Below are 21,958 nucleotides of genomic sequence, written 5' to 3' on the forward strand. Positions count from 1 at the left end.
CGGCCGCTTGTTAGTATCTTAGAAAGGCATCCGAGCAGGCACTGAAAAATCTATCGCATGTCCGAAGAGGAAAACAAAGAACTGCACGAAGCTGCAGGGGGGGAAGAAACACCAGGTAAACCGGATCCGTCCGGAAGTCCGGCTACAGGCTCGTCGGGCGAAGCGGGTGAAGCGGGTGAAGTGGACAAAAAGGGTAAAACGGAGGAGGCCGAGAACCCCGTAACCGGGACCGGGGAAAAGGTTGAAGGGCCGGAAGCAGGGCCTGCCGACGCAGATGACTCGGAAAAGGAAATAGACGATTCCAACGCTGAGGACGCCGAGGATTCGGAAAACGAACGCCGCCACCAGATTCCCTTCCTGGATTACCACGCCCTTTCTATGGAAAACCTCGTGGGCGAACTCCAGCGATTGCTCAGGACAGAAAAGGTACAGGCCATCCGGCGCCATGTGGACGGGATCAAACAGGAGTTCGACCAGAAATTCCAGGAATTTATCGAGCAGAAAAAGGAGGAATTCGTAGATCGTGGCGGAAACGAAGCGGATTTTCGGTATAACTCGGTAACCAAAAGGCAATTCAACGAACTTTACGCGGAATACCGGGAAAAACGAAACCAGTACTACAAAGAACTGGAACAAAACCTCCGGAAAAACCTGACCATCCGCCAGGAAATTATCGAAGAGCTCAAAGGCCTGGTGAATATGGAGGAGGACATGAACACCACCTACCAGCACTTCAAGGACCTGCAGGAGCGCTGGAGGCAGGCAGGCCCGGTACCCCGCACCCAGTACAACGACGTCTGGCGGACCTATCATCACCATGTGGAAATCTTCTACGACTTCCTCCACCTGAATCGGGAATTGCGGGACCTGGACTTCAAACACAACCTGGAGGAAAAGCTAAAATTGATTGAACGGGCCGAAGCACTTGCCGGGGAACCGGACCTCAACAAGGCATTCAGGGAATTACAGACACTGCACAAAATCTGGAAAGAAGAGGTGGGGCCGGTAGCCAAGGATCAACGGGAAGCAATCTGGGATCGTTTCAGCGCCGCAACCAAGACCATCCACCAACGCCGGCAGGACCATTTCCGGGAACTGGAGAAACGGCACGAAGCGAATCTCGAGACCAAAAAGCAACTCATTGCCGAAATCGCCGAAATTGCGGATAACGTCGCTTCCAGCCATCGGGCCATCCAAAAACAGATCCGCCAGGTGGAGGCCCTGCGCGAGAAATTTTTCCAGGCGGGGAAAGTCCCCCAGCAAGACAATGAGGCTACCTGGTCGGCATTCAAGGGGGCTGTGCGGAAATTCAACCGCACCAAGAATGCCTATTACAAGAACCTGAAAAAAGAGCAACAGGAGAACCTGGAGAAAAAGCGCGCCCTGCTCGCCCGCGCGGTGGAGCTCAAGGACAGCGAGGACTGGGATGCGGCTACCCCGGAAATGAAACGAATCCAGCAGGAGTGGAAGCAGATTGGGCATGTCCCCCGCAAATATTCGGACAAAATCTGGAAGGAGTTCAAAACAGCCTGTAACCACTACTTCGACCGGCTCCACGCCCGGAGGAATTCATCCAATGCATCGGAACGTCAAAACCTGGAGCAGAAAGAAAAAATTCTCGACGAGCTGAAAGGCTTCAACCTGAGCGGAAAGCGGGAAGCGGACCTGAAAAACATCCAGGAATTCCTGAGCCGATGGAAGGGTGTCGGCCGGATACCGGGCAACAAGAAACACCTGAATGCCAAATTCTACAAGATCCTGGATGCGCTCTTCCGGAAATTGGGAGTCAGCAAGGCGGAAGCGGATATCCTGAAATACGGCAACAAGATCCAGAAGCTGTCCGACGAAGAAGATTCCCGCGCCATTGAGCAGGAACGCCAATTTGTCCGAAAGAAAATCGAGGAAAACAAAAGCGCCATCCGCCAGCTGGAGAATAACCTGGAATTCTTCTCGGATCCCTCCGAGGACAACCCGCTGGTGAAGGATGTGATCGCCAACATCGACCGGCAAAAGAAAACGCTGGCCAACTGGAAGGCCAAGTTGAAAAAGCTGAACATCCTGCGCAACGAGCGCAACCGGGCCGAAGAGGCCGGGGATTCGGAGGATACGGAAGGGGAAACGGATACCGACGGACAGGATTCAGAAAACCAGGATTCAGAAAACCAGGATTCCGGCAACTCGGAGAAAGCCGAAGCTTCTCAGCAATCCGGGTAACCCGGCGCCACGGGAATACGCTAGGCCACCGGTTCGCCGATCAGGTCAAAATCTCCCGCCTCGGTCACCCGGATTTCGGCAAAATCCCCAACCCTCAGGTAATGTTTTGCGGCATCCACGCGCACTTCGTTGTCCACATCCGGGGAATCAAATTCCGTACGCCCTATAAAATACCCGCCTTCCTGCCGGTCGATCATACAGCGAAAGGTCTTCCCCACCTTTTCCTGGTTCAGCTCCCAGGAAATCTGGGCCTGCAACTCCATAATCTCAGATGCGCGGGCTTGTTTGGTCGCTTCGGGAACATCGTCTTCGAGGTTGAACGCATGGGTATTTTCCTCGTGGGAATACGTAAAACAGCCCAGGCGCTCAAACCGCGTCTCCCGCACCCATTCTTTCAGGATTTCAAAATCTGCATCGGTCTCCCCGGGATATCCCACTATCAGCGTTGTGCGAATAGCCATCCCGGGAACCTTTTCCCGAAAAGCCTCCAGGAGCCGGGTTGTTTTTGCCCGGGTGGTTCCGCGCCGCATACTCTTGAGGATGGGGTCGGAAATGTGCTGCAACGGGATATCGATATAGTTGCAGACCTTCGGTTCAGCCCGCATGACCTCCAGAACATCCATCGGAAAACCGGTGGGGAAAGCGTAGTGCAGGCGGATCCACTCGATGCCTTCAACCTTCGCCAGGGCGCGTAATAAATCGGCCAGGGCCCGCTTCTTATACAGGTCCAGCCCGTAATAGGTAAGGTCCTGGGCTATCAGGATGAGCTCTTTGACCCCTTTGGCTGCCAGGGACTCCGCCTCCCGGACCAGGTCTTCGACCGGCTGGCTGCGATGCCCGCCCCGCATCAGCGGGATAGCGCAAAATGAACACGGTCGGTCGCACCCTTCGGCGATTTTCAGGTAGGCATAGTTGGCCGGGGTTGTGGTGAGCCGCTCCCCTACCAGTTCGTGCCGGTAATCCGCCCCGAGGGCTTTCAGGAGCCGGGGAAGATCGCGCGTGCCGAAGTAGGCGTCCACATCCGGGATTTCCTTTTCCAGGTCCGGTTTGTAGCGTTCGCTCAGGCAGCCCGTCACGAAGACCTGGTCTACCCGGCCGTCTTCCTTCTGTCGGACGTATTCCAGGATGGTATTGACGCTTTCTTCCTTGGCATTGGCGATAAACCCGCAGGTATTGATCACAACGATATTCCCCTCCCCTTCGTGCACCACGTCTTTCTCAGAGGCCTTCAGCTGCCCCATGAGCACCTCGGAATCGTAGAGGTTTTTGGAGCAACCCAGGGTCACCACGTTTATCCGGTTCTTTTTGGAAGATTTTGTCCGCATGCCAAATCGTTGATTGGGGCGCAAAAGTACGAACTACGGCAGGAAGTTCGGCTCCCGGGAGACGAAAATGGCGCGGAATTCGTTATTTGTATATGTATTGGCCCGGTAAAAAGATATCAATTGCAGCTGCCGCAACCCTGTTGGTCCTGTTGGCAGCGGGCGTCTCGTGCACCTCGGATACGGAACCGGCCGATACCACGCCTCCCGCGGAAACCGGACGCTACTTTCCGGATCCGGTCAGCTTTGCCGAATGGGAAACCACCGACCCCTCCGACCTGGGCTGGGACAGCGCAGCCGAGTCGGATCTCGATACATTCCTGGCTTCCAGCGGTACCCGTGCACTGATTATCCTGAAATCCGGACGCATAGCCAAAGAGACGTATTTCGGGACGTTTACCCGGGACAGCCTTTGGTACTGGGCCTCAGCGGGAAAAACACTTACGGCCTTCTCTGTAGGCCTGGCCGTGCAGGAAGGGTTTATCGACACGGGGGACGCCACTTCCGACTACCTCGGCGCGGGATGGACTTCGGCCCCGGCCGAAAAGGAAGCCCTGATCACCGTGGGGGACCAGCTCCGGATGACCACGGGCCTGAACGACCTGGCATTTGATTGCGTCAGTCCGGGTTGCCTGCAGTACCTGGCCGATGCCGGGGAGCGATGGGCCTATCACAATGGCCCGTATACTTTGCTGCAATCCGTGGTGGCGGCAGGGACCTCGGAAAGCTTCACCGCCTTTTTCAACTCCCGCCTGCGCAACCGAATTGGCATGGACGGCCTATGGTTCAGCACCAATGGCAGCAACAATGTGTATTTCAGCACGGCCCGCAGCATGGCGCGGTTCGGGCTCCTGGTTCTCGGACGCGGCAGCTGGGGGGATACTGAAATCCTGGTGGACGGGGATTTCCTGGAGGACATGCTGACGCCGTCCCAGTCGTTGAACGCCTCATACGGCTACCTGTGGTGGCTCAATGGGAAAAGCAGCTATATGTTACCCGCGTCCCAGGTGGTCTTCCCCGGGGAGCTGATGCCGCAGGCTCCTTCCGACCTCCTTGCCGGGCTGGGCAAGAACGACCAGAAACTCTATATTGTGCCTTCTCAGGAACTCGTCATTATCCGGATGGGGGACGATGCGGGGGAGAGCCTGGCAGGACCCTCCAGTTTTGACAATACGCTCTGGCAGCACCTCAGTGCCTATATGAACCTCTGATTTTTAATCGGCATACCCCTCCGGCATCCTTCGGACCGGTAAACGCATTTCAAATGCCCGGCCCAATTCGAGCAATTGCTTCTCCTGGAAGGGACGGGCAATAAAGGTGAGCCCGGCTGGTTCCCCGCTTTCGCGATACCCCATGGGCACGCACAGGGCGGGGTGGCGCCCCAGGGCGGCATAGGCCGCATGCCGGTTGTTCACCGATAGCACGGCGTCCAGTTGATGGGCATTCCAGGGTACCGTGAAATAATCCATACCGGCTGCCAAAAGGCGTGCTTTGAGAGCCTCGAGGTCTTCCGGGCCGGTAGTATCCCCGAGGATTCCCTCCAGCCTTCCCTGCCCGTAGGGAGCACGGACCAGGCTGTCCTCCCTGTTGAAGGCCACCAGGTCGGCCACGTCGGAAATTCGCACGGCATCCCGGTTGCGAACGCGTTTTTGGAGGTAGGCGGGCAGGTCTTTTCGCATATCCCCATTAAGCAGTTTCGAAAAGCCATCCAGGTCTGTTTCCGGCGGGGTAATCGGGATGATTTCCGCACCGGCCTCCCGCAATACCCGGATGGCGCGGCGGTATAGGGAATCCGACTCGGAAATGGCCTCAAAAATACCAAAGCGGCGGCCCGCAAGGGCAACAGGTTCCACCCGGTGTCCGTTTATCAGGGTTGGGGTTTCCAGTGCAACGGGGTCTTCGGAATCATAGCCCCGCATGGCGTCGAGCAGGATGGCGGCATCGGTAACCGTACGGGCCATCGGGCCCGGGGTATCCAGGGTGGATGAAATCGGCACGATTCCCGTTCGGCTCAGCAGGCTCACGGTAGGCTTGAGGCCCACTACGGAGTTTTGGCCGGAAGGAGACAGGATGGAGCCGGAAGTCTCGGTTCCCACGGCCCCCATGGCATATCCTGCAGCCACGGCCGTGCCACTTCCCGAACTGGAGCCTCCCGTTTCGAATTGGCGGCGCCCGTAAGGATTGAGGGTTTGGCCGCCCAGAGCGCTGTAACCCACCGGACATCCGTCGCAAAAGTAGTAGGCCCATTCACTCAGGTTCACCTTCCCCAGAATCACAGCCCCGTTCATCTGCAGCTGGTTCACGATAAATGCATCTTCCGTGCGGTTCTCCTGCAGGGCCACTGCCCCGGCGGTAGTCGGCATGGATTCCGTGTCGATATTGTCCTTGAGTAAGACCGGCATGCCGAAGACCGGGTGCCGCTCAGCGTCCGGCACCAGGCGCAGGACTTCGTCCTTTTTACGGGCCTCCTCCAGCGCGTTCGGGTTGATGGCCAGGACCGTATTGAGCGTGGTGGCATGGGGCAATTCGTAGGTGTAGATCCGATAGAGGAAAAAGCGCGTCAATTCCTCATAGGTCAGGGTACCGCCAAGGATTTGCTCCTGGATTTCCGGTATGGAACGCCCCAGAATGAGGCCTCGTACCTCCCGGTAGCGGGCGGGGTCCAGGGAAAGCGCCTCCGCGTATAAGGGCCGGAAGATATCGTTCTTGTCGGTAACCCGGGACTGAATCAGCTTATAGCGCATCCTCCGGTTGGGGTGATCGGCATTGGCCGCTACCTCGGAGGCGTCGTCATAGGGCTCCCAAATGCGCTCGGGAACATCTTCCCGGGCGCGATCTGCAGAGGTGTTCCCATCCTTGCAGGAAAATTGAAGGGCGGCACATGCCATCAGGGACGAAATGCCCAATACAAATACTATCCGCCTTCGGATGCTAGCTGGTTTTTCCATAGTTCGATATTCCTTTTGCTTATGCGAACAAATTCATCCTTGCCCTCTGCCCTTGCGAGCTCCATGGACCGTGTGGCCGCCCGGATGGCTTCTTTCAGGGCACCTTTCCGGGCAAGGAGCAGGGATCGGACCCGGTGAAAATAATACGTGTCGCCCCCGAGTTCCAGGGCGCGGTCTACATAGTCCAGGGCGCGGTCGGTGTCCCTGCCTGATTCCTGCAGGTAGCGGGCAGCCTCGTAATAGGTCTGGGCCGTTGGATCCCGGGAGAGTGCCCGTTGGATTTCCGCCTCCATGGCACTTCGGGTATCCACCGCAATCGGGATGCGGATGCGGGTATGGTCCCAGTGCCAGACCATTTGGGCCCCGTCGTGCCGGATGCTGTCAAAGCTGATCTCGAAATTCTCTTTGCCTTCCGAAGCGACCTCCGGATATACCTCAAAGCGGAAGAGGTCCTCGGCGGGGTTGTAGGCATCCCGCCCGTCCCCCCAATGCGTGGTATCCCGGTGAAACGCCACCTCCCAGGCGGTTTCCTCCGGGAAGGCATACAGGGCGTAAGTGCCGGCAGGCACCGGGTTCCCGGCAACCAAAACGGGGCAACTCAGCCTGATTTTCGTCGATTCATTCGCTCCCACCCGCCAGATCCTGCCATAGGGCACCAGTTCCCCGAATATTTCCCGTCCGCGAACAGCCGGGCGCGAGTAGGAGACGCCGATACTGCACAGCCCAATCTCCTGGCGGATTTCCTGTGCCGGGCTCGCCTTTGGGTGACGTAACTGGGCATACGCGCCAGTCAGCATCAACATCAGTCCGATCCAGAGCAGGAGCTTCAAGACTGTCGTTTAAAGAAAGAATCCACGAATTCGTATTTGTTGAATACCTGCAGGTCCTCAACCCCTTCCCCGACACCGATATATTTCACCGGAATCCCAAACTGATCCGAAATGCCGATTACCACGCCCCCTTTGGCCGTGCCGTCGAGCTTGGTGACTGCCAGGGAATTGACCTCGGTGGCCCGCGTAAATTGCCGGGCCTGCTCAAAAGCATTTTGCCCGGTGGAACCGTCCAGCACCAACAGGACTTCATGGGGTGCACCCGGGATAACTTTCTGCATTACCCGGCGCACCTTGGTCAATTCGTTCATCAGGTTCACCTTGTTGTGCAGCCGCCCGGCCGTGTCGATCAGGACTATATCGGCCTGCTGGCCCACAGCGGAACTCAGCGTATCAAAAGCTACGGAGGCCGGGTCGCTTCCCATGCGCTGTTTGACAATGGGCACCCCCACGCGCTCTGCCCAGATTTCCAGTTGTTCGATGGCTGCCGCCCGGAAGGTATCTGCCGCGCCGAGGATTACCTTTTTGCCCTGCTGGTTGAATTGGTGCGCCAACTTGCCGATGGTGGTGGTCTTCCCGACCCCGTTCACGCCCACGACCATCACCACGTAGGGACCATCCACTTCGGGCAGGCTTACTTCGGCAGCCTCCCCCGAATGCGTTTCTTCGAGCAGCCCGGCAATTTCTTCCCGGAGGATCCGGTCCAGTTCGTCCGTGCCCACATACTTGTCGCGGGCCACGCGTTCTTCGATGCGCCCGATGATTTTCAGGGTGGTCTCAACCCCCACATCCGAGGTCACGAGTACTTCTTCCAGGTTGTCCAGGACTTCGTCGTCCACCTTGGACTTCCCTACCACGGCCTTGCCGAGTTTGGAAAAGAAACTGGTCTTGGATTTTTCGAGCCCCTTGTCCAGGGTCTCCTTTTTCTCTGAGGAAAAGATTTTCTTGAATAAACTCATGGGATGGCGTGCTGTTGGGCAAAGATAGCATTTTAACGATTCCCCTCCCCAACCCGCGGGAGACCCGGGACCGTCCAACATTTACCGCCCTGGGTTCCTGAATAATCTTCGTGACGGCGGCTGGCACAGGTAACAAAAAAAACCGCCCTCCCGAAGGAAGGCGGTTCACTCTATATATGCAATGCTCTTATTTACTGTTGAGCCAGTCATTCACCATTTCGGGCGGCATTACTGCCTCCACAAAAGTATACGCCCCTGTTTTCGGAGACTTGACCATTTTGATAGCCTTGGTCAGCCGCTTGGACGATGATTGTAACGTTGCTACTGTTTTCTTAGCCATGTTTCCTTATTTTATCTCTTTGTGAACAGTCATACGCTTGAGGATCGGGTTGAATTTCTTCAATTCGAGCCGGTCCGGCGTATTCTTTTTGTTCTTGGTCGTGATATAGCGGGAGGTCCCGGGCATGCCGGATTCCTTGTGCTCGGTGCACTCCAGGATCACCTGTACTCTGTTGCCTTTTTTAGCCATGGTGCAATCGCTTTAGTGTCTGATGACTTATTGGATGATACCTTTCTGTTTTGCCTCCTTGAGCACTGCCGAAATCCCCTTCCGGTTAATCGCCTTCAATGCCCGGGCCGATACCTTGAGGGTAATCCAGCGGTCCTCCTCCGGGATATAAAAACGCTTCTTTGAAAGATTTACATCGAATCTCCGACGCGTCTTGTTGATCGAAAACGAAACGTTATTGCCAAATTGGGCTCGTTTCCCGGTAAGTTCACAGACTTTAGACATTGCGCTACAATTTCTTGGTTCAAAACAGGGTGCAAATTTACGGCATTTTTCGCGTACACCCAAACTTCTTTTTTAGAATTTTAGGATTTCTTCCCGAAGCATCTCAAAGGCCTTGTGGACGGACTTCCGGACAATCCGCTCCCGGTGGTTGCCCATGGTGAACACTTCGGCACGCGTCCCCCCGGGGCCGCTGACCGCGATGGCCACTGTCCCGACGGCGGCATCCGATTCGCCTTTGGCAGGCCCGGCGTTACCCGTGGTGGCTACCGCGATATCCGCCCCCAGCAACTTCCGGGCTCCTTCCGCCATGGCCCCGGCAACTTCCGGGCTCACCACGGAATGGGCTTCTATCAGTCCCGGATCCACGCCCAGCAAGTCTTTCTTAACCCCGGTGGCATAACTCACCACACTGCCCAGGAAAAAATTCGAAGCCCCTGGGACAGCTGTCAACTGGGCGGCGATAGCCCCGCCGGTGCAACTCTCTGCCGTCGCCAGGGTAGCCCCGCGGGCGGTGAAAAGCTTGGCCAGGGTAGCCTCCAGGGCTTCCCCGTCCGATTCCCCGAAAAGAATATCTGCCAATTGGTCGCGCAGTTCCCCCACGTAGCGGTCCAAATCCTCCTGAACGGCCTCCGGGTCGGTACCCCGGGCGGACACGCGTAGCCGCACCTTGCCCAGGTTGGGCAGGTAGGCCAACCGGATGTGGCCGGGCAGGGCATCCTCCCAGGTTTCAATCCGGTCCGCAATCGCGCTTTCCCCCAGGCCGTATGTAATCAGGGTATGGTGCAGCAATACCGGTCGGTCGTAGCTGGCGATGATTCGCGGCACCACGTGTTCCGTGAACAGGGCCTTCATCTCAAACGGGACACCCGGCAGGGAAACCAGCACGCCCCGGCGGCCTTTCAACCACATGCCCGGGGCCGTGCCGTGTGCATTGTGCAGGACATCGGCCCGGGATGGTACCAGGGCCTGTTTGCGGTTCAGGTCGGAAATCGGGGTCGAAATATAGTTGCTGAACAGGTATTCAATATGGCGGAGTACCTCCTTGTCTTCCCGGAGGCGGTCTCCGGTGTACTCGCAAAGCGTATGTTTGGTAATGTCGTCCCTGGTAGGCCCGAGCCCCCCGGTAATTATAACGATGTCCGCCCGGGACTCTGCTTCCTTAAGGGCGGTCAGGATGTGTTCGCGATTGTCCTGCACCGAGGATATCTGGTACACGGACACCCCGATTTTATGAAGTTCGGCGGCGATAAATGCCGAATTGGTATCTACGATCTGCCCGATGAGGATTTCATCGCCAATCGTCAGTATCTCGGCGTACATCAGACGTCAAAATCGTTCCTGAGCTCCCCGATCACCTGTTCCACGTCCCGTTTCAATACCGGGAAACGTTCGCGAATAGTCTCCATATTCCCCTCGCTCTTCCCCAGGGTTTCTATTTCCAGGGCTATCGCCCGGGTCTGTTCCATTCCCAGCAGGTCCACGTTGGGCTTGATCTTATGAGCCAGTTTGTATACCTGCTCGTAATTCGATGCCGCGATAGCAGTTTCCAATTCCCTGAGATCGACCGGCACTTCTTCCAGGAACACCGAAACCACCGACAGTACGAAATCGGAATCCCCGTCGGCCATTTCATTGATTTTGTCGAGATTGTAAATCATCACTTTACATTTACGGAGAAAAGCTCCTTCCCTTCCAACTTGCCGGCAAGGTAATCATTTGGCTGTACCTGTCCAACACCGGCCGGGGTTCCGGTAAAAATTATATCCCCCTTTTTCAGGGTAAAGAAGGTGGAGATATAGGCGATGAGCTCATCCGTTTGCCAGAGCATATGCCGCGTATCCCCGCGTTGCACCACCCGTCCGTTGCACTCCAGGGTAAATTCCAGGTATTCTTTACCGGTGAACCGGGATTTGGGCACCCACTCCCCGATAACCGCCGACCCGTCAAAGCCTTTGGCCTTTTCCCAGGGCAGGCCCTTTTCCTTGAGCGATTGCTGTACGTCCCGGGCGGTCAGATCCAGGCCAACGCTCACCTGGCTGTAATAGCCGGGTGCAAACTCCGGGGCAATGTGTTTGCCCACCTTGTCGATGCGCACCAGCAATTCCACCTCGTAGTGCACCTCCCTTGTAAACTCCGGGATATAGAAATCCTGTTCCCGGGGCAGGATAGCCGAGTCCGGTTTGATAAAGAGCACGGGGGAATCCGGCCGTTGGTTTTTGAGTTCCTCGATGTGGGCGGCATAGTTGCGCCCCACGCAGATGAGTTTCATAATGCTGTCCGTATTTCAATATGAAGCCGGCTTAGGCGGCAGGGGCGGGAGCCCCGGGGGTTATCCGAGTTTGTTGTTGAGCTTGCTGAGCTTGATCTGGGTGAGTACTTTCTTGGTGTACAGCGGGAAGTCCGCATTGAGCATCCACCCGAAATACCCGGGTTCCTGCTCCAATACCTCGTGGACGCTCCTGCCCTTGTGCTTCCCGAACCCGAAAACCTCCTCCCCGTTTTCATCCCGACGGATGAACCCGGCAAAATCCACGGTGTCGTTGTGGGTGGAAAACGCCGCCAGCTCCTGCACGTTGTTGGTCAGTTCCGGGTAACGGTCCAGTTGGGAGAGCAATACTTCGTAAGTAGCCTGGGTATCCGCTGTGGCGCTGTGGGCATCGGTCAGCTCCTTGCCGCAATAAAACTGGTAGGCAGCAGCCAGGGTCCGCTTCTCCATTTTGTGGAAAATAGTCTGCACGTCCACGGAAACGGCATTTTTCATATCAAAGTCCACCCCGGCCCGCAGAAGCTCCTCCGCCAGGAGGGGGATATCGAAGCGGTTGGAATTGAAACCCGCCAGGTCACACCCCTGGATCATCTGGTAAACCTCCCGGGCCAGTTCGCGGAAGGTGGGCTCGCCAGCCACCTTTTCGTCCGTGATGCCGTGGATGGCGGACGCCTCCTCGGGGATGGGCACCCCGGGGTTGACCAGCCAGGTTTTGCTTTCCTTGTTCCCGTTGGGGAATACCTTCAGGATGGCGAGCTCCACAATCCGGTCGGTAGCGATATTGGTCCCCGTGGTCTCCAGGTCAAAAAAACAAATGGGCTTACTCAGGTTCAGTTTCATGCTAATGGATTAGGTCGGGCCTGTTTATGCCTGGAAAATACAGGGGGTTTACAGGTATTATAAAGTTCATTGTCCGCAAAGCGGTTAATTGTATGCGTCAGTGCCTAATGTGTGCTCCAGGGTCATACGTCCCGTTCCGTATCCCAGGCCTCCAGGTAATCGGCTACCGCCTTGACGAACAAACCTCCCAGGGCGCCGTTGACCACGCGGTGGTCGTAGCTGTGGGAAAGGAACATCTTGGAACGGATACCGATGAAATCCCCCGAAGGCGTCTCGATGACGGCAGGGACCTTCCGGATGGCCCCCAGGGCCAGGATGCCCACCTGGGGCTGGTTGATGATGGGCGTACCGAATACGCTGCCGAATGACCCGACATTGGTTACCGTATAGGTTCCGTCCCGGACCTCGTCGGGCTTCAGGGCGTTGTTCCGGGCGCGGGTGGCCAGGTCGTTGACCGCCCGGGCCATACCTACCAGGTTGAGTTGGTCCGCATTCCGGATTACCGGAACAATCAGGTTGCCGTCCGGCAGGGCGGCTGCCATGCCCAGGTTGATCTGTTTTTTCTTAATCACCCGGTCGCCGTCTACCGAGATATTCATCATGGGGAATTTTTTCAACGCCTTGGCAACGGCCTCCATGAAGATCGGGGTAAAGGTCAGCTTCTCCCCTTCCCGCTTTTCAAAATCCGCCTTGACGCGATCCCGCCATTCCACAATGCGGGTCACATCCACTTCCACAAAACTCTGGACGTGTGCCGAGGTCGATACGCTTTCGGCCATGTGTTTGGCGATCAGTTTCCCCATCCGGCTCATCGGGATGACCTCGTCCCCATCGGCAATCGAAACAGGGGAATCTGTAGCGGGGGTGGTTGCAGGCCTGGATGCCTGGGCTTTCTCGGAGGCAGCGGCCGGTGCCGGACCGGTTGAATCGGATGCCGCCGCCTCCCGGGAATCCCCTTCGGTACGGGCCGCCCCTTGCTGCCCGCGCGACTCGAGGTAGGCGAGCATGTCGCTTTTGGTTACCCGGCCTTCCTTGCCGGTGCCCGGGATGCGGTCGAGTTCATCCTGGTCAATACCCTCCTCCCGGGCCATATTCCGAACCAGGGGTGAATAGAACCGGTCTCCGTGCGAAACCGGCCCAGGGGCCGGACGGGCTGTTTTCTCACCCTGCTCCACAAAAGCCGCGGCCGCTTCCGCCTCCGCGGATGGTGCATTTACTGCCGACTGTTTCCCGGAAATGCCCTCCGTTTCGGCGGAGTCCTCCGTTTCGGTGGATCCGGCGGAATCATCCGGGGCATCCGGCTGGTCGGATTCGCCATTGAGTTCAATAACCGCCACCACCTGGCCAACTTTAACCACATCGTCCACCTCAAAACGCTTTTCCAGCAGGACGCCGTCTACTTCGCTGGGCACCTCCGAATCGACTTTGTCGGTGGCAATCTCAAAAACGGCCTCGTCCGCCTCAATGGGATCCCCAACTTCTTTCAGCCAGGAGGTCAGGGTTGCCTCGGCAACGCTTTCCCCCATCTGCGGCAATTTCAATTCAAATTTTGACATATTCTTATTTTGACACCTTGTATCCGGGTGATTTTTGCAAAAATAGCAAAAAAACAACCGGTTTAATGAACTTTCTACCCGTCCTGCCCCTTGAATGATCCTTCAAATGGGATCCGCTGCAGAATGGAGCGGCCCAGGGTCACCTCGTCCGCATACTCCAGGTCGTCACCTACGGGAATCCCCCTGGCAATGGTGGAGAGCACCACGTCCTCCCCTTCGAGTTGTTTGTAAAGGTAAAAATTCGTCGTATCCCCTTCCATGGTCGCACTGAGGGCCAGGATCAGCTCGCGCACTCCCCCTTCCCGAACCCGTGCCACCAGCGATCCGATGTGCAGGTCCTGGGGGCCGATGCCCTCCATGGGGGATATCTTTCCGCCGAGTACGTGGTAGAGCCCCCGGTAATGTCCGGTGCTCTCGATGGCCATAATATCCCGGATATCCTCGACCACGCAAATCAGCGACCGGTCGCGTTTGGGGCTGGCGCATATCTCGCAGCGTTCCGAATCGGAAATATTGTGGCAATCCCGGCAACGACATATCCCCGACCGGAGGCTGGTGAGCGCCTCTGCGAGCTTTTCAGTCCGGGCCTCCGGCTGCCGCAACAGGTGCAGTACGAGCCGGAGGGCTGTCCGTTTGCCGATACCCGGCAACTGGGACACCTCATCCACGGCCTTTCCGAGTAATTTCGACGTGATTTCCATATAGGGCAAAATTACGTATCTATTTTAAGTTTTGTACTTTGGTGGCCAAATTAAATGGAATGTCCAACCCGGGCAGGGTTCCGGCCTGCCGCCGTTTTGCAGGCAACGGGCACCCCCGGCGCGGCACCAGCCTCCTCCTATGAATGCAACCCATATCCTGCTCCTAATCGGGGGGTACTTTGCCCTGTTGCTCCTGATTTCCTATTTCACGGGGCGGAACGATTCCAACGACGACTTTTTTAAAGCAGGCAGGCAGTCGCCCTGGTACCTGGTGGCCTTTGGGATGATCGGGGCCTCCCTCTCCGGGGTGACGTTCATCTCCGTCCCGGGCTGGGTGGAATCTTCCCAATTCAGCTATATGCAGGTGGTATTCGGCTACCTGGCGGGGTACATTGTGATCGCCCTGGTACTGATGCCCCTCTATTACCGGCTGGGGGTAACCTCCATTTACGAATATCTCGAACAGCGGTTTGGCTGGGTCAGTTACAAGGTGGGGGCCCTGTCTTTCTTTGTCTCCCGCGTGCTCGGGGCGGCCTTTCGGTTATTCCTGGTCGCCATGGTGCTCCAGCAGTTCGTCTTCGACGCCTGGGGGGTCCCCTTCGAGGCAACCGTAGTGCTGTCCATCGCACTGATCTGGGTGTATACCTTTCGCGGGGGGATCAAAACAATCGTATGGACGGATACCCTGCAAACGCTTTTCATGTTGCTGGCCGTAGGGCTTTCCATCCACTTCATCAACGAGAGCCTGGGGTGGAGCCTGTCCGATTTCCTGGCATCCGAAGAGTTGGAGGCGTACAGCCAGACCTGGTTTACGGATTCGCTCACAGATAAAAACCACCTGGTAAAATCCTTCCTGGGGGGCATGTTTATCACTATCTGCATGACCGGCCTGGACCAGGACATGATGCAAAAAAACCTCACCTGCCGCAACCTGTGGGACGCACAGAAAAATATGCTCTCCTTTTCGGTGGTACTGATCGCTGTGAATTTTGTCTTCCTGCTGCTAGGCGCGCTGCTCTTTATCTATGCCGACCGGTTCGGCATTGCGCTCCCCCTGATGGACGGCAGCCCGAAATCCGATTTGCTATTCCCGGAAATCGCCCTGAACAGCGGCCTGGGACCCGTGGTGGCCACCACCTTCATGCTCGGGCTGATCGCCGCAGCCTACAGCAGTGCGGACAGCGCCCTGACTTCCCTGACTACTTCGTTCTGCGTGGACTTCCTGGGGATCGGCAAATTACCGGGCGGGCAACAGAAAAAACTGCGCAAGCGGGTGCACATCGGCATGAGCCTGTTGCTCATCGTGGTGGTAATCCTCTTCAAATACGTCCTGGACCGCAACGTCATCGACGGGTTGCTTACGGTGGCTACCTATACCTATGGCCCGCTATTGGGCCTGTTCGCCTTTGGCATCCTGACCCCCTACGCCCTGAAGGATTCCCGGGTTTGGGTGGTTGCCCTGACAGTCATCCTCCTGGTGGCCCTGATAGCCAACCTTCCCCCTGAATTGCTCGGGGGCTACGAAATCGGGTATGAACTCCTCCCGCTGAATGGGTTGCTCACATTCCTCGGACTGATGCTAATTCGGAAGAAACGCGCCACTTAACTGACTCCGAAGCAAAGCGCCACTCAAATGGCCGTCAGAAGAACGCGGCCGGTCAATAGGTCTTCGTCCCCAGCATGACCAGGGTGCACGCCTCCACTGCCTGAATCCCTTCTTTCCGGAGGCGGGAAGCGAACTCGGGGTTCTCCGTCCCGGGGTTGAAGATAACGCGCTCGGGGCCGAGGGCAATCAGTTGGTCGTAAAATGGTTCCTGCCTGCGGGGGTTCATATACAGGGTTATCGTATGGATCCCTTGGAATTCTTCAATATTCCGGGTAATTTCAATACCGTGCGCATTTCCGGCCACCATCCCGAATGCCACGGTTTCAATGCCTTTTTCGGCCAGGCGCCGCATGGCCAGGTTACTATAGCGGGACGGTTTCAGGGAAGCCCCGAAAACAAGCGTTTTCTTCATACTCCTGACGGTTAAATTTTATTCCGTAAGATGTAACGAATGCGAAGGTAACACGTCTTTATTACATAGTACCATACATCAACCATTGACCGGGCTGTATTTTTTATAGTTAATGGTTAGTGTTTAGTGCAGCCTGTCAATGTAAGAAACCCCGGCTTTCGACGAGTAGTCAGCCGGGGTTTCGCATGCAATGATCCGGGATACAAATTCGCTTTCGGTGTTAAATTCACCGATTCCCGTAACATTCGGGGATTTGAGGCGTCTATTAAACAACAACATCATCAATCATCAACGACATCATCAATCGTTTGAAATCAAAAACGAACAGTCATTTTAAAATATTCCAGGCTGTGGACCGGTAGTCTTATCGGCGGGCCCGAGGGGGAATTGGTTGGTTAACCTCCCTGGCTTGGCCGACGAGGACCCCGGCATCCGTGCCGGGGTTCTTTTTTTTGGCTGCCCGGTAAGTGCCCCTCCCAGGAGAGGTCGCCACAATGGCGCACTACCAGCGGATGATGACGCTCCCCCAGGTAAAGCCGCTGCCAAATGCGGCCAGGACCACCAAATCGCCCGATTTAATTTTGCCTTTTTCCCAGGCCTCGGTAAGAGCAATCGGGATACTCGCCGCCGTGGTGTTCCCGTAATGCATGATATTGTTGAAGACCTGATCGTCGGCAAGTCCGAATTTCTGCTGGATAAACTGCGAGATCCTCAGATTGGCCTGGTGCGGGATCAACATGTCGATATCGGCGGTATCCAGGCCGTTTGCCTTAAGCCCTTCGCGAATGACCTCGCTGAAGCGAACTACGGCGTTCTTAAAAACGAATTGCCCGTTCATTACCGGGTAAAACGAGGTGTCCTCCGGATCTGCATCCTCCAGGATGTCGGTGACCCAGCGCTGCCCCATCCCGGGGGCAGTTACGGCCAGTTCTTCGGCATGCTGCCCTTCGCTGTGCAGGTGGGTGGAAAGAATCCCTTTATTGGTGTCGGTTTCCCGACTGAGGATCGCCGCACCGGCACCATCCCCGAATATCACGGAAACCCCCCGGCCGCGGGTGGTCATATCGAGTCCTTTTGAATGGAGTTCCGAACCGATTACCAGGATGTTTCGGTACATCCCGGTTTTGATGTACTGGTCGGCTACCGATAGCGCATAGACAAAGCCGGAACACTGGTTGCGGACGTCCAGGGCTCCAACGGTGGGCAACTCCAGATCCCGCTGGACCAGTACCCCCGGTCCCGGGAAATAATAGTCCGGGCTAAGCGTTGCAAAGACGATAAAATCAATCTGATCCTTGTCGATCCCCGCCCGCTCAATGGCGATGCGGGCTGCCTTGACCCCCATGGTAGTGGTGGTATCCTCCCCAGGCACCACATGCCTTCGGGCTTCGATACCTGTGCGTTCGCGGATCCAGGCATCGCTGGTATCCATTTTCTTTGACAGGTCGTCGTTGGTGACAACGCGGTCGGGTACATAAAACCCAAGGCCGGTAATTTTTGAATGATACATGGGATGTGGTATTTAGTTTGGTTCCGGTACGGGCCGGGACAGTGGGTAAATGTACCGATTATTGTTTTTGTGTCCCACTTCTCGATTTAAATTTTGCCTCCCGTCCCCGCTTGCTTCCTTAAGCGGGAAGTTAGTATCTTCAGGGCGGTGCAGGCCGGAGCCGGCCTGTACATACACCCAAAATGAACCCGCTATGAGAACCCTGTTTGCCATTATCGCATTCCTTTGCCTGATCCCGGTGTCCGGACAGGACCAGCTGGAATACCAGCAGCCCCCCGAAGAAATCCTGGAACTTGCCACCGCACCCCTGGCGCCGTATGTCTGGATGACAGACAACGGGCAGTACATGCTAATGCTCTACCGCAGTGCCTACAAGAGTATCGGGGAATTATCCCAGCCGGAAATGCGGCTGGCCGGGCTCAGGATCAATCCGAAGACAAATACGGGAAGCCGCACCACGTTTTACAACAACCTGGAAATCCAGATTCCCGGGGAAGCCGGAACCCGGGCGGTGACCGGCCTTCCAGAGGAGCCGCGCCTGGCCGATTTCAGCCTGTCCCCGGACGAGGAAAAACTGGCCCTGACCCATACCACCGCTAACGGGGTAGAGCTCTGGGTGGTGGAACTTGCCTCGGCTACAGCCCGCCGCCTGACGGGCCCTGAACTGAACGCCAACCTGCGGGACGTGATCAACTGGTTCGGCGACAGCCGGGCGCTATTGGTGAAGACGCTCCCGGCTGACCGGGAACCGCTGATAGACCGGAGCGAAGTGGTCCCCTCGGGCCCGACCATTGCCACCAACGACGGAAAAAAAGCGCAGAACCGCACCTATCAGGACCTGATTAAGAACCCCGATGACGCCTTCAATTTTGAGCAACTGGCCCGTTCGGAACTCACGCGGGTTTCCCTGGAGGGAACCGCAGCGCAATGGATGGGCCCGGGGATGTACCGGAACATCAGCTTTTCCCCGGATGGGAATTACGTTATGGTAACCACAGTGGAGAAACCGTTTTCCTACCTGGTACCCTACTACCGATTCCCCTCACGGACCGCCGTCTATTCCAAAGACGGCGCGTTGGTACAAACCGTGCTGGAGGTCCCGCTTATCGAGGACCTGCCCAAGGGATTTATGGCAGAGCGCACCGGCATGCGGGACCTGAGCTGGCGCAATGACCGGCCGGCCACTCTGGTTTATGTGGAAGCGCTTGACGGGGGCGACCCGGCCGTGGAGGTGCCGTACCGGGACCAGGTCTTTACTCTGGAAGCTCCTTTTGAGGCTCCCGGGAAACCCCTGCTCAAGACCCGGAACCGCTTCCGCGGCATCACGTGGGGTACGGACCAGGTAGCCATCGCCCGGGATTACTGGTGGAACAACCGGAATACCAAGACCTATCGCTTCAACCCCTCGGACCCGGAGGAAGCCCCTGTAGTCCTCTCCGACCGCAATTACCAGGACCGCTACAGCGACCCGGGGAATTTTGTAACCCGCCGCAACGAATGGAATCGCGAGGTACTGGCCATGGACCGCCGGGGCCGGGCATTCCTGCTCGGGGACGGTTACTCCGAAGAAGGGCAATTCCCCTTCCTGGACCGTATGGACCTGGCCACGGCAGAAACCACCCGGCTGTACGAGTCGCGCCTGGAGGGAAAAATGGAATCGCTTATCGATTACAAACCGGAGAAAGACGAGTTGTTGGTTCAGATAGAGTCGCCCAGCGAGTATCCGAATTACTACAGCCGGAGCGCGATGCGCCGGCGTGCTCCCGTGCAACTCACCCATTTTGAAAACCCGTTCAAAAGCCTCCAGGAGGTCCAAAAGGAAGTGATTACCTACCGGCGGGATGACGGGCTGGAACTCAGCGGCACCCTGTACCTTCCTGTGGGCTACGACCCGGATTCGGGCGAGAAAAAGCCGATGATCCTCTGGGCATATCCCCGGGAATTCAAGGACAAAAACAGCGCGTCCCAGAACACCCGGAACCCGAACGAATTTACCTATCCCTATTGGGGCTCGCCCATCTACTGGGTGGCCCGGGGCTACGTGGTGCTGGATGATGCCGCATTCCCGATTATCGGCGAAGGGGATGCGCAGCCCAACGACAGTTTCCGGCAACAACTGGTGGCCAATGCCCGGGCGGCTATCGATGCGGTGGACGAGCGGGGTTATATTGACCAGAGCCGCGTGGCGGTGGGCGGACACAGTTACGGGGCCTTTATGGTGGCCAACCTGCTTTCGCATTCGGACCTCTTTGCCGCCGGCATTGCGCGGAGCGGGGCGTATAACCGGACGCTTACGCCCTTCGGGTTCCAAAGCGAGGAGCGCAATTACTGGGAGGCCCCGGAGGTGTACTACACGATGTCCCCGTTTATGCATGCGGATAAAATGAAGACGCCCCTGCTGCTGATCCACGGGGAGGCGGATAATAATTCCGGGACCTACCCGATGCAAAGCGAGCGGTACTTCAATGCGCTGAAGGGGTTGGGGGCTACCGTCCGGTTGGTGATGCTGCCCAAGGAAAGCCATGGGTACCGGGCCAAAGAAAGTATCTTACACCTCCTGTGGGAACAGGACCGCTGGCTCGAAAAATACCTGAAGCCGGAACCGGGTTCTCCTGCCGGGAAGAATTAGTCAGGGCCGGGTTGCCATGGCCGGGTACTCCTGGTACACGGCCGGGTTGCTCAATCCAGGTACTCCTGGTAATTGTTGACCCGGACCCGTGCCTTCAGGTCGTGCAGTAAATTATACAGGCCGAAAAATGTGCGGTTGATATAGAGGAAATGCCGGGATCCCCGGTTCGCATTCATCTTGCGGATTTGGGTATCCTGGGAATACCGCTGGCTCAGGTCGGCGATCTGCCCCCAGAATTCCGTGGATGAAAAGTCGAACTCCTCCTCGTTGAAGGGGCTCGTAAACAATTCGAGCATCTCCCGGAACAGCGCCTTAAAGTAAGTGAGTTCCTCCGGGCTGTCGGAAGGGGTCAGGATCTCGAGTTCCTGTAATTTCGCCGTAAGGATCGCATCATTTTCAATATTCTCCCGCTCGGCAAGTTCAAAATAGGGATTGTAGAAACTTTCCGGGATTTCCTTGATACAGCCAAAATCGATGGCAATCAGGCTGCCGTCCTCCCCCACCAGAAAATTGCCCGGGTGCGGATCGGCATGTACTTTACGAAGGCCGTGGATCTGGAACATATAAAAGTCCCACAGGGCCTGGCCCAGCCGGTCGCCGGTTTCCGACGGGAAGGATTTCTTGGTGAAATCGCCCAGGTGCTCCCCAACCATCCAGTCCATGGTGAGGATGCGCCGGGAAGACCACTGCGGATAATACTCGGGAAAGCGCAACCCGGGCAGGTGGCTGCAGGCATTCGTAATGCTCCGACTCTGTTCGAGCTCCAGGAGATAATCCGTTTCCTCGAGCAACTTGTCCTCCACCTCGCGAAAATACTTGTCCGAATCCTTCCCGCTCAGGTTGAACATGCGCATGGCGATGGGTTTCACCAGGGCCAGGTCGCTGCTGATACTCTCCGACACCCCCGGGTACTGGATCTTGACGGCGAGGGCCTTGCCGTCTTTGGAAGCCCGGTGGACCTGGCCAATACTTGCGGCGTTTACGGATTCCGGTTCAAACCGGTCATAGAGCTCCTCCGGGTACGCCCCGAAATACGTGCGGAATGTTTTCCGCACCAGGGGGGCCGAAAGCGGGGGTACTGAAAACTGGGCCAGGGAAAATCGCTCCACGTAGGCGCGCGGCAACAGGTTCTTCTCCATACTCAACATCTGCGCAACCTTCAGGGCACTGCCCTTCAGACTTTTAAGCCCGTCGTAGACGTCCCGCGCATTGTCCTCGTCCAACTGGCTCCGGTCTGTTGAAGGGTTTACGAGTTTTTTTCCGTAGTACTTCATGTAGTTACCGCCGAGTTTGACCCCGGTCTGTACGAGCTTGCCGGCGCGTTCCATCTTGGTTACGGGAATGTGGTCGAGTGATTTCATCTGTGGTATCG

At 56.8% G+C, this 21,958-nt stretch carries 20 protein-coding genes; 4 read left to right on the top strand and 16 right to left on the bottom strand.

Going from position 1 to position 21,958, the window contains the following annotated elements; translation table 11 throughout:
- The first annotated feature begins 57 nt into the window (after nucleotides 1-57).
- A complete protein-coding gene (locus AC3DKS_RS09390; protein ID WP_272607695.1) occupies nucleotides 58-2,214 on the top strand; it encodes a DUF349 domain-containing protein in 2,157 nt (718 codons plus the stop codon).
- 20 nt (nucleotides 2,215-2,234) lie between these two features.
- On the opposite strand, the gene rimO is transcribed toward AC3DKS_RS09390, so the two are convergent.
- A complete protein-coding gene (gene rimO / locus AC3DKS_RS09395) occupies nucleotides 2,235-3,539 on the bottom strand; it encodes a 30S ribosomal protein S12 methylthiotransferase RimO (RefSeq protein ID WP_272607694.1) in 1,305 nt (434 codons plus the stop codon).
- A 92-nt stretch (nucleotides 3,540-3,631) separates the two neighbouring features.
- Here rimO and AC3DKS_RS09400 point away from each other — a divergent pair, with 92 nt between their 5' ends.
- Complete coding sequence (locus AC3DKS_RS09400; protein WP_272607693.1) at nucleotides 3,632-4,747, top strand: serine hydrolase domain-containing protein; 1,116 nt, start codon at nucleotides 3,632-3,634, stop codon at nucleotides 4,745-4,747.
- 3 nt (nucleotides 4,748-4,750) lie between these two features.
- Here AC3DKS_RS09400 and AC3DKS_RS09405 read toward each other — a convergent pair whose 3' ends face one another.
- From AC3DKS_RS09405 to recR, 12 genes are all read right to left on the bottom strand, one after another.
- Complete coding sequence (locus AC3DKS_RS09405; RefSeq protein ID WP_272607692.1) at nucleotides 4,751-6,484, bottom strand: amidase family protein; 1,734 nt, start codon at nucleotides 6,482-6,484, stop codon at nucleotides 4,751-4,753.
- Nucleotides 6,451-7,314: a DUF2911 domain-containing protein gene (locus AC3DKS_RS09410; RefSeq protein ID WP_272607691.1), complete on the bottom strand. Its 864-nt coding sequence runs from the start codon at nucleotides 7,312-7,314 to the stop codon at nucleotides 6,451-6,453. The genes AC3DKS_RS09405 and AC3DKS_RS09410 overlap by 34 nt, the downstream gene beginning before the upstream one ends.
- On the bottom strand, nucleotides 7,311-8,273 hold the full coding sequence (gene ftsY / locus AC3DKS_RS09415) for a signal recognition particle-docking protein FtsY (protein WP_272607690.1): 963 nt from the start codon (nucleotides 8,271-8,273) through the stop codon (nucleotides 7,311-7,313). Before ftsY ends, AC3DKS_RS09410 begins: the two co-directional genes overlap by 4 nt.
- Nucleotides 8,274-8,460: 187 nt before the next feature.
- On the bottom strand, nucleotides 8,461-8,613 hold the full coding sequence (locus AC3DKS_RS09420; protein WP_083760737.1) for a DUF4295 domain-containing protein: 153 nt from the start codon (nucleotides 8,611-8,613) through the stop codon (nucleotides 8,461-8,463).
- Nucleotides 8,614-8,619: 6 nt separating this feature from the next.
- Nucleotides 8,620-8,802, bottom strand: coding sequence for a 50S ribosomal protein L33 (gene rpmG, locus AC3DKS_RS09425; protein WP_015755566.1), 183 nt, complete (start codon nucleotides 8,800-8,802; stop codon nucleotides 8,620-8,622).
- A gap of 27 nt (nucleotides 8,803-8,829) precedes the next feature.
- Nucleotides 8,830-9,066 carry a 50S ribosomal protein L28 gene (gene rpmB, locus AC3DKS_RS09430; protein WP_015755567.1) on the bottom strand — a complete coding sequence of 79 codons (237 nt, stop codon included), beginning with the start codon at nucleotides 9,064-9,066 and terminating at the stop codon, nucleotides 8,830-8,832.
- Between the two features lie 72 nt (nucleotides 9,067-9,138).
- Entirely contained in the window at nucleotides 9,139-10,386 is a 1,248-nt protein-coding gene (locus AC3DKS_RS09435) for a competence/damage-inducible protein A (RefSeq protein ID WP_272607689.1), read from the bottom strand.
- Nucleotides 10,386-10,724, bottom strand: a complete 339-nt coding sequence (locus AC3DKS_RS09440; RefSeq protein WP_015755569.1) for an Hpt domain-containing protein — start codon at nucleotides 10,722-10,724, stop codon at nucleotides 10,386-10,388. The genes AC3DKS_RS09435 and AC3DKS_RS09440 overlap by 1 nt, the downstream gene beginning before the upstream one ends.
- Nucleotides 10,724-11,335, bottom strand: coding sequence for a fumarylacetoacetate hydrolase family protein (locus tag AC3DKS_RS09445; RefSeq protein ID WP_015755570.1), 612 nt, complete (start codon nucleotides 11,333-11,335; stop codon nucleotides 10,724-10,726). Before AC3DKS_RS09445 ends, AC3DKS_RS09440 begins: the two co-directional genes overlap by 1 nt.
- Before the next feature lie 60 nt (nucleotides 11,336-11,395).
- On the bottom strand, nucleotides 11,396-12,172 hold the full coding sequence (locus AC3DKS_RS09450; protein WP_272607688.1) for a 3'-5' exonuclease: 777 nt from the start codon (nucleotides 12,170-12,172) through the stop codon (nucleotides 11,396-11,398).
- A gap of 122 nt (nucleotides 12,173-12,294) precedes the next feature.
- Nucleotides 12,295-13,728 (bottom strand): dihydrolipoamide acetyltransferase family protein, encoded by a 1,434-nt coding sequence (locus tag AC3DKS_RS09455; protein ID WP_272607687.1) that lies wholly within the window; start codon nucleotides 13,726-13,728, stop codon nucleotides 12,295-12,297.
- 74 nt (nucleotides 13,729-13,802) lie between these two features.
- A complete protein-coding gene (recR, locus tag AC3DKS_RS09460; RefSeq protein WP_272607686.1) occupies nucleotides 13,803-14,429 on the bottom strand; it encodes a recombination mediator RecR in 627 nt (208 codons plus the stop codon).
- A 139-nt stretch (nucleotides 14,430-14,568) separates the two neighbouring features.
- Between recR and AC3DKS_RS09465 the strand changes: the two genes are divergently transcribed.
- Nucleotides 14,569-16,035 carry a sodium:solute symporter gene (locus AC3DKS_RS09465; RefSeq protein WP_272607685.1) on the top strand — a complete coding sequence of 489 codons (1,467 nt, stop codon included), beginning with the start codon at nucleotides 14,569-14,571 and terminating at the stop codon, nucleotides 16,033-16,035.
- Nucleotides 16,036-16,087: 52 nt separating this feature from the next.
- On the opposite strand, the gene AC3DKS_RS09470 is transcribed toward AC3DKS_RS09465, so the two are convergent.
- Together AC3DKS_RS09470 and AC3DKS_RS09475 are read right to left on the bottom strand one after the other, a co-directional pair.
- Nucleotides 16,088-16,447, bottom strand: coding sequence for a CoA-binding protein (locus AC3DKS_RS09470; protein WP_272607684.1), 360 nt, complete (start codon nucleotides 16,445-16,447; stop codon nucleotides 16,088-16,090).
- Nucleotides 16,448-16,949: 502 nt separating this feature from the next.
- Nucleotides 16,950-17,957, bottom strand: a complete 1,008-nt coding sequence (locus AC3DKS_RS09475) for a 3-oxoacyl-ACP synthase III family protein (RefSeq protein WP_272607683.1) — start codon at nucleotides 17,955-17,957, stop codon at nucleotides 16,950-16,952.
- A 193-nt stretch (nucleotides 17,958-18,150) separates the two neighbouring features.
- On the opposite strand from AC3DKS_RS09475, the gene AC3DKS_RS09480 reads away from it, so the two are divergent.
- Nucleotides 18,151-20,586 (top strand): S9 family peptidase, encoded by a 2,436-nt coding sequence (locus tag AC3DKS_RS09480; RefSeq protein WP_272607682.1) that lies wholly within the window; start codon nucleotides 18,151-18,153, stop codon nucleotides 20,584-20,586.
- 50 nt (nucleotides 20,587-20,636) lie between these two features.
- Here AC3DKS_RS09480 and AC3DKS_RS09485 read toward each other — a convergent pair whose 3' ends face one another.
- On the bottom strand, nucleotides 20,637-21,947 hold the full coding sequence (locus AC3DKS_RS09485; protein WP_272607681.1) for an ABC1 kinase family protein: 1,311 nt from the start codon (nucleotides 21,945-21,947) through the stop codon (nucleotides 20,637-20,639).
- Between the last annotated feature and the right edge of the window lie 11 nt (nucleotides 21,948-21,958).

The sequence above is a fragment of the Robiginitalea sp. genome, from assembly GCF_982776155.1.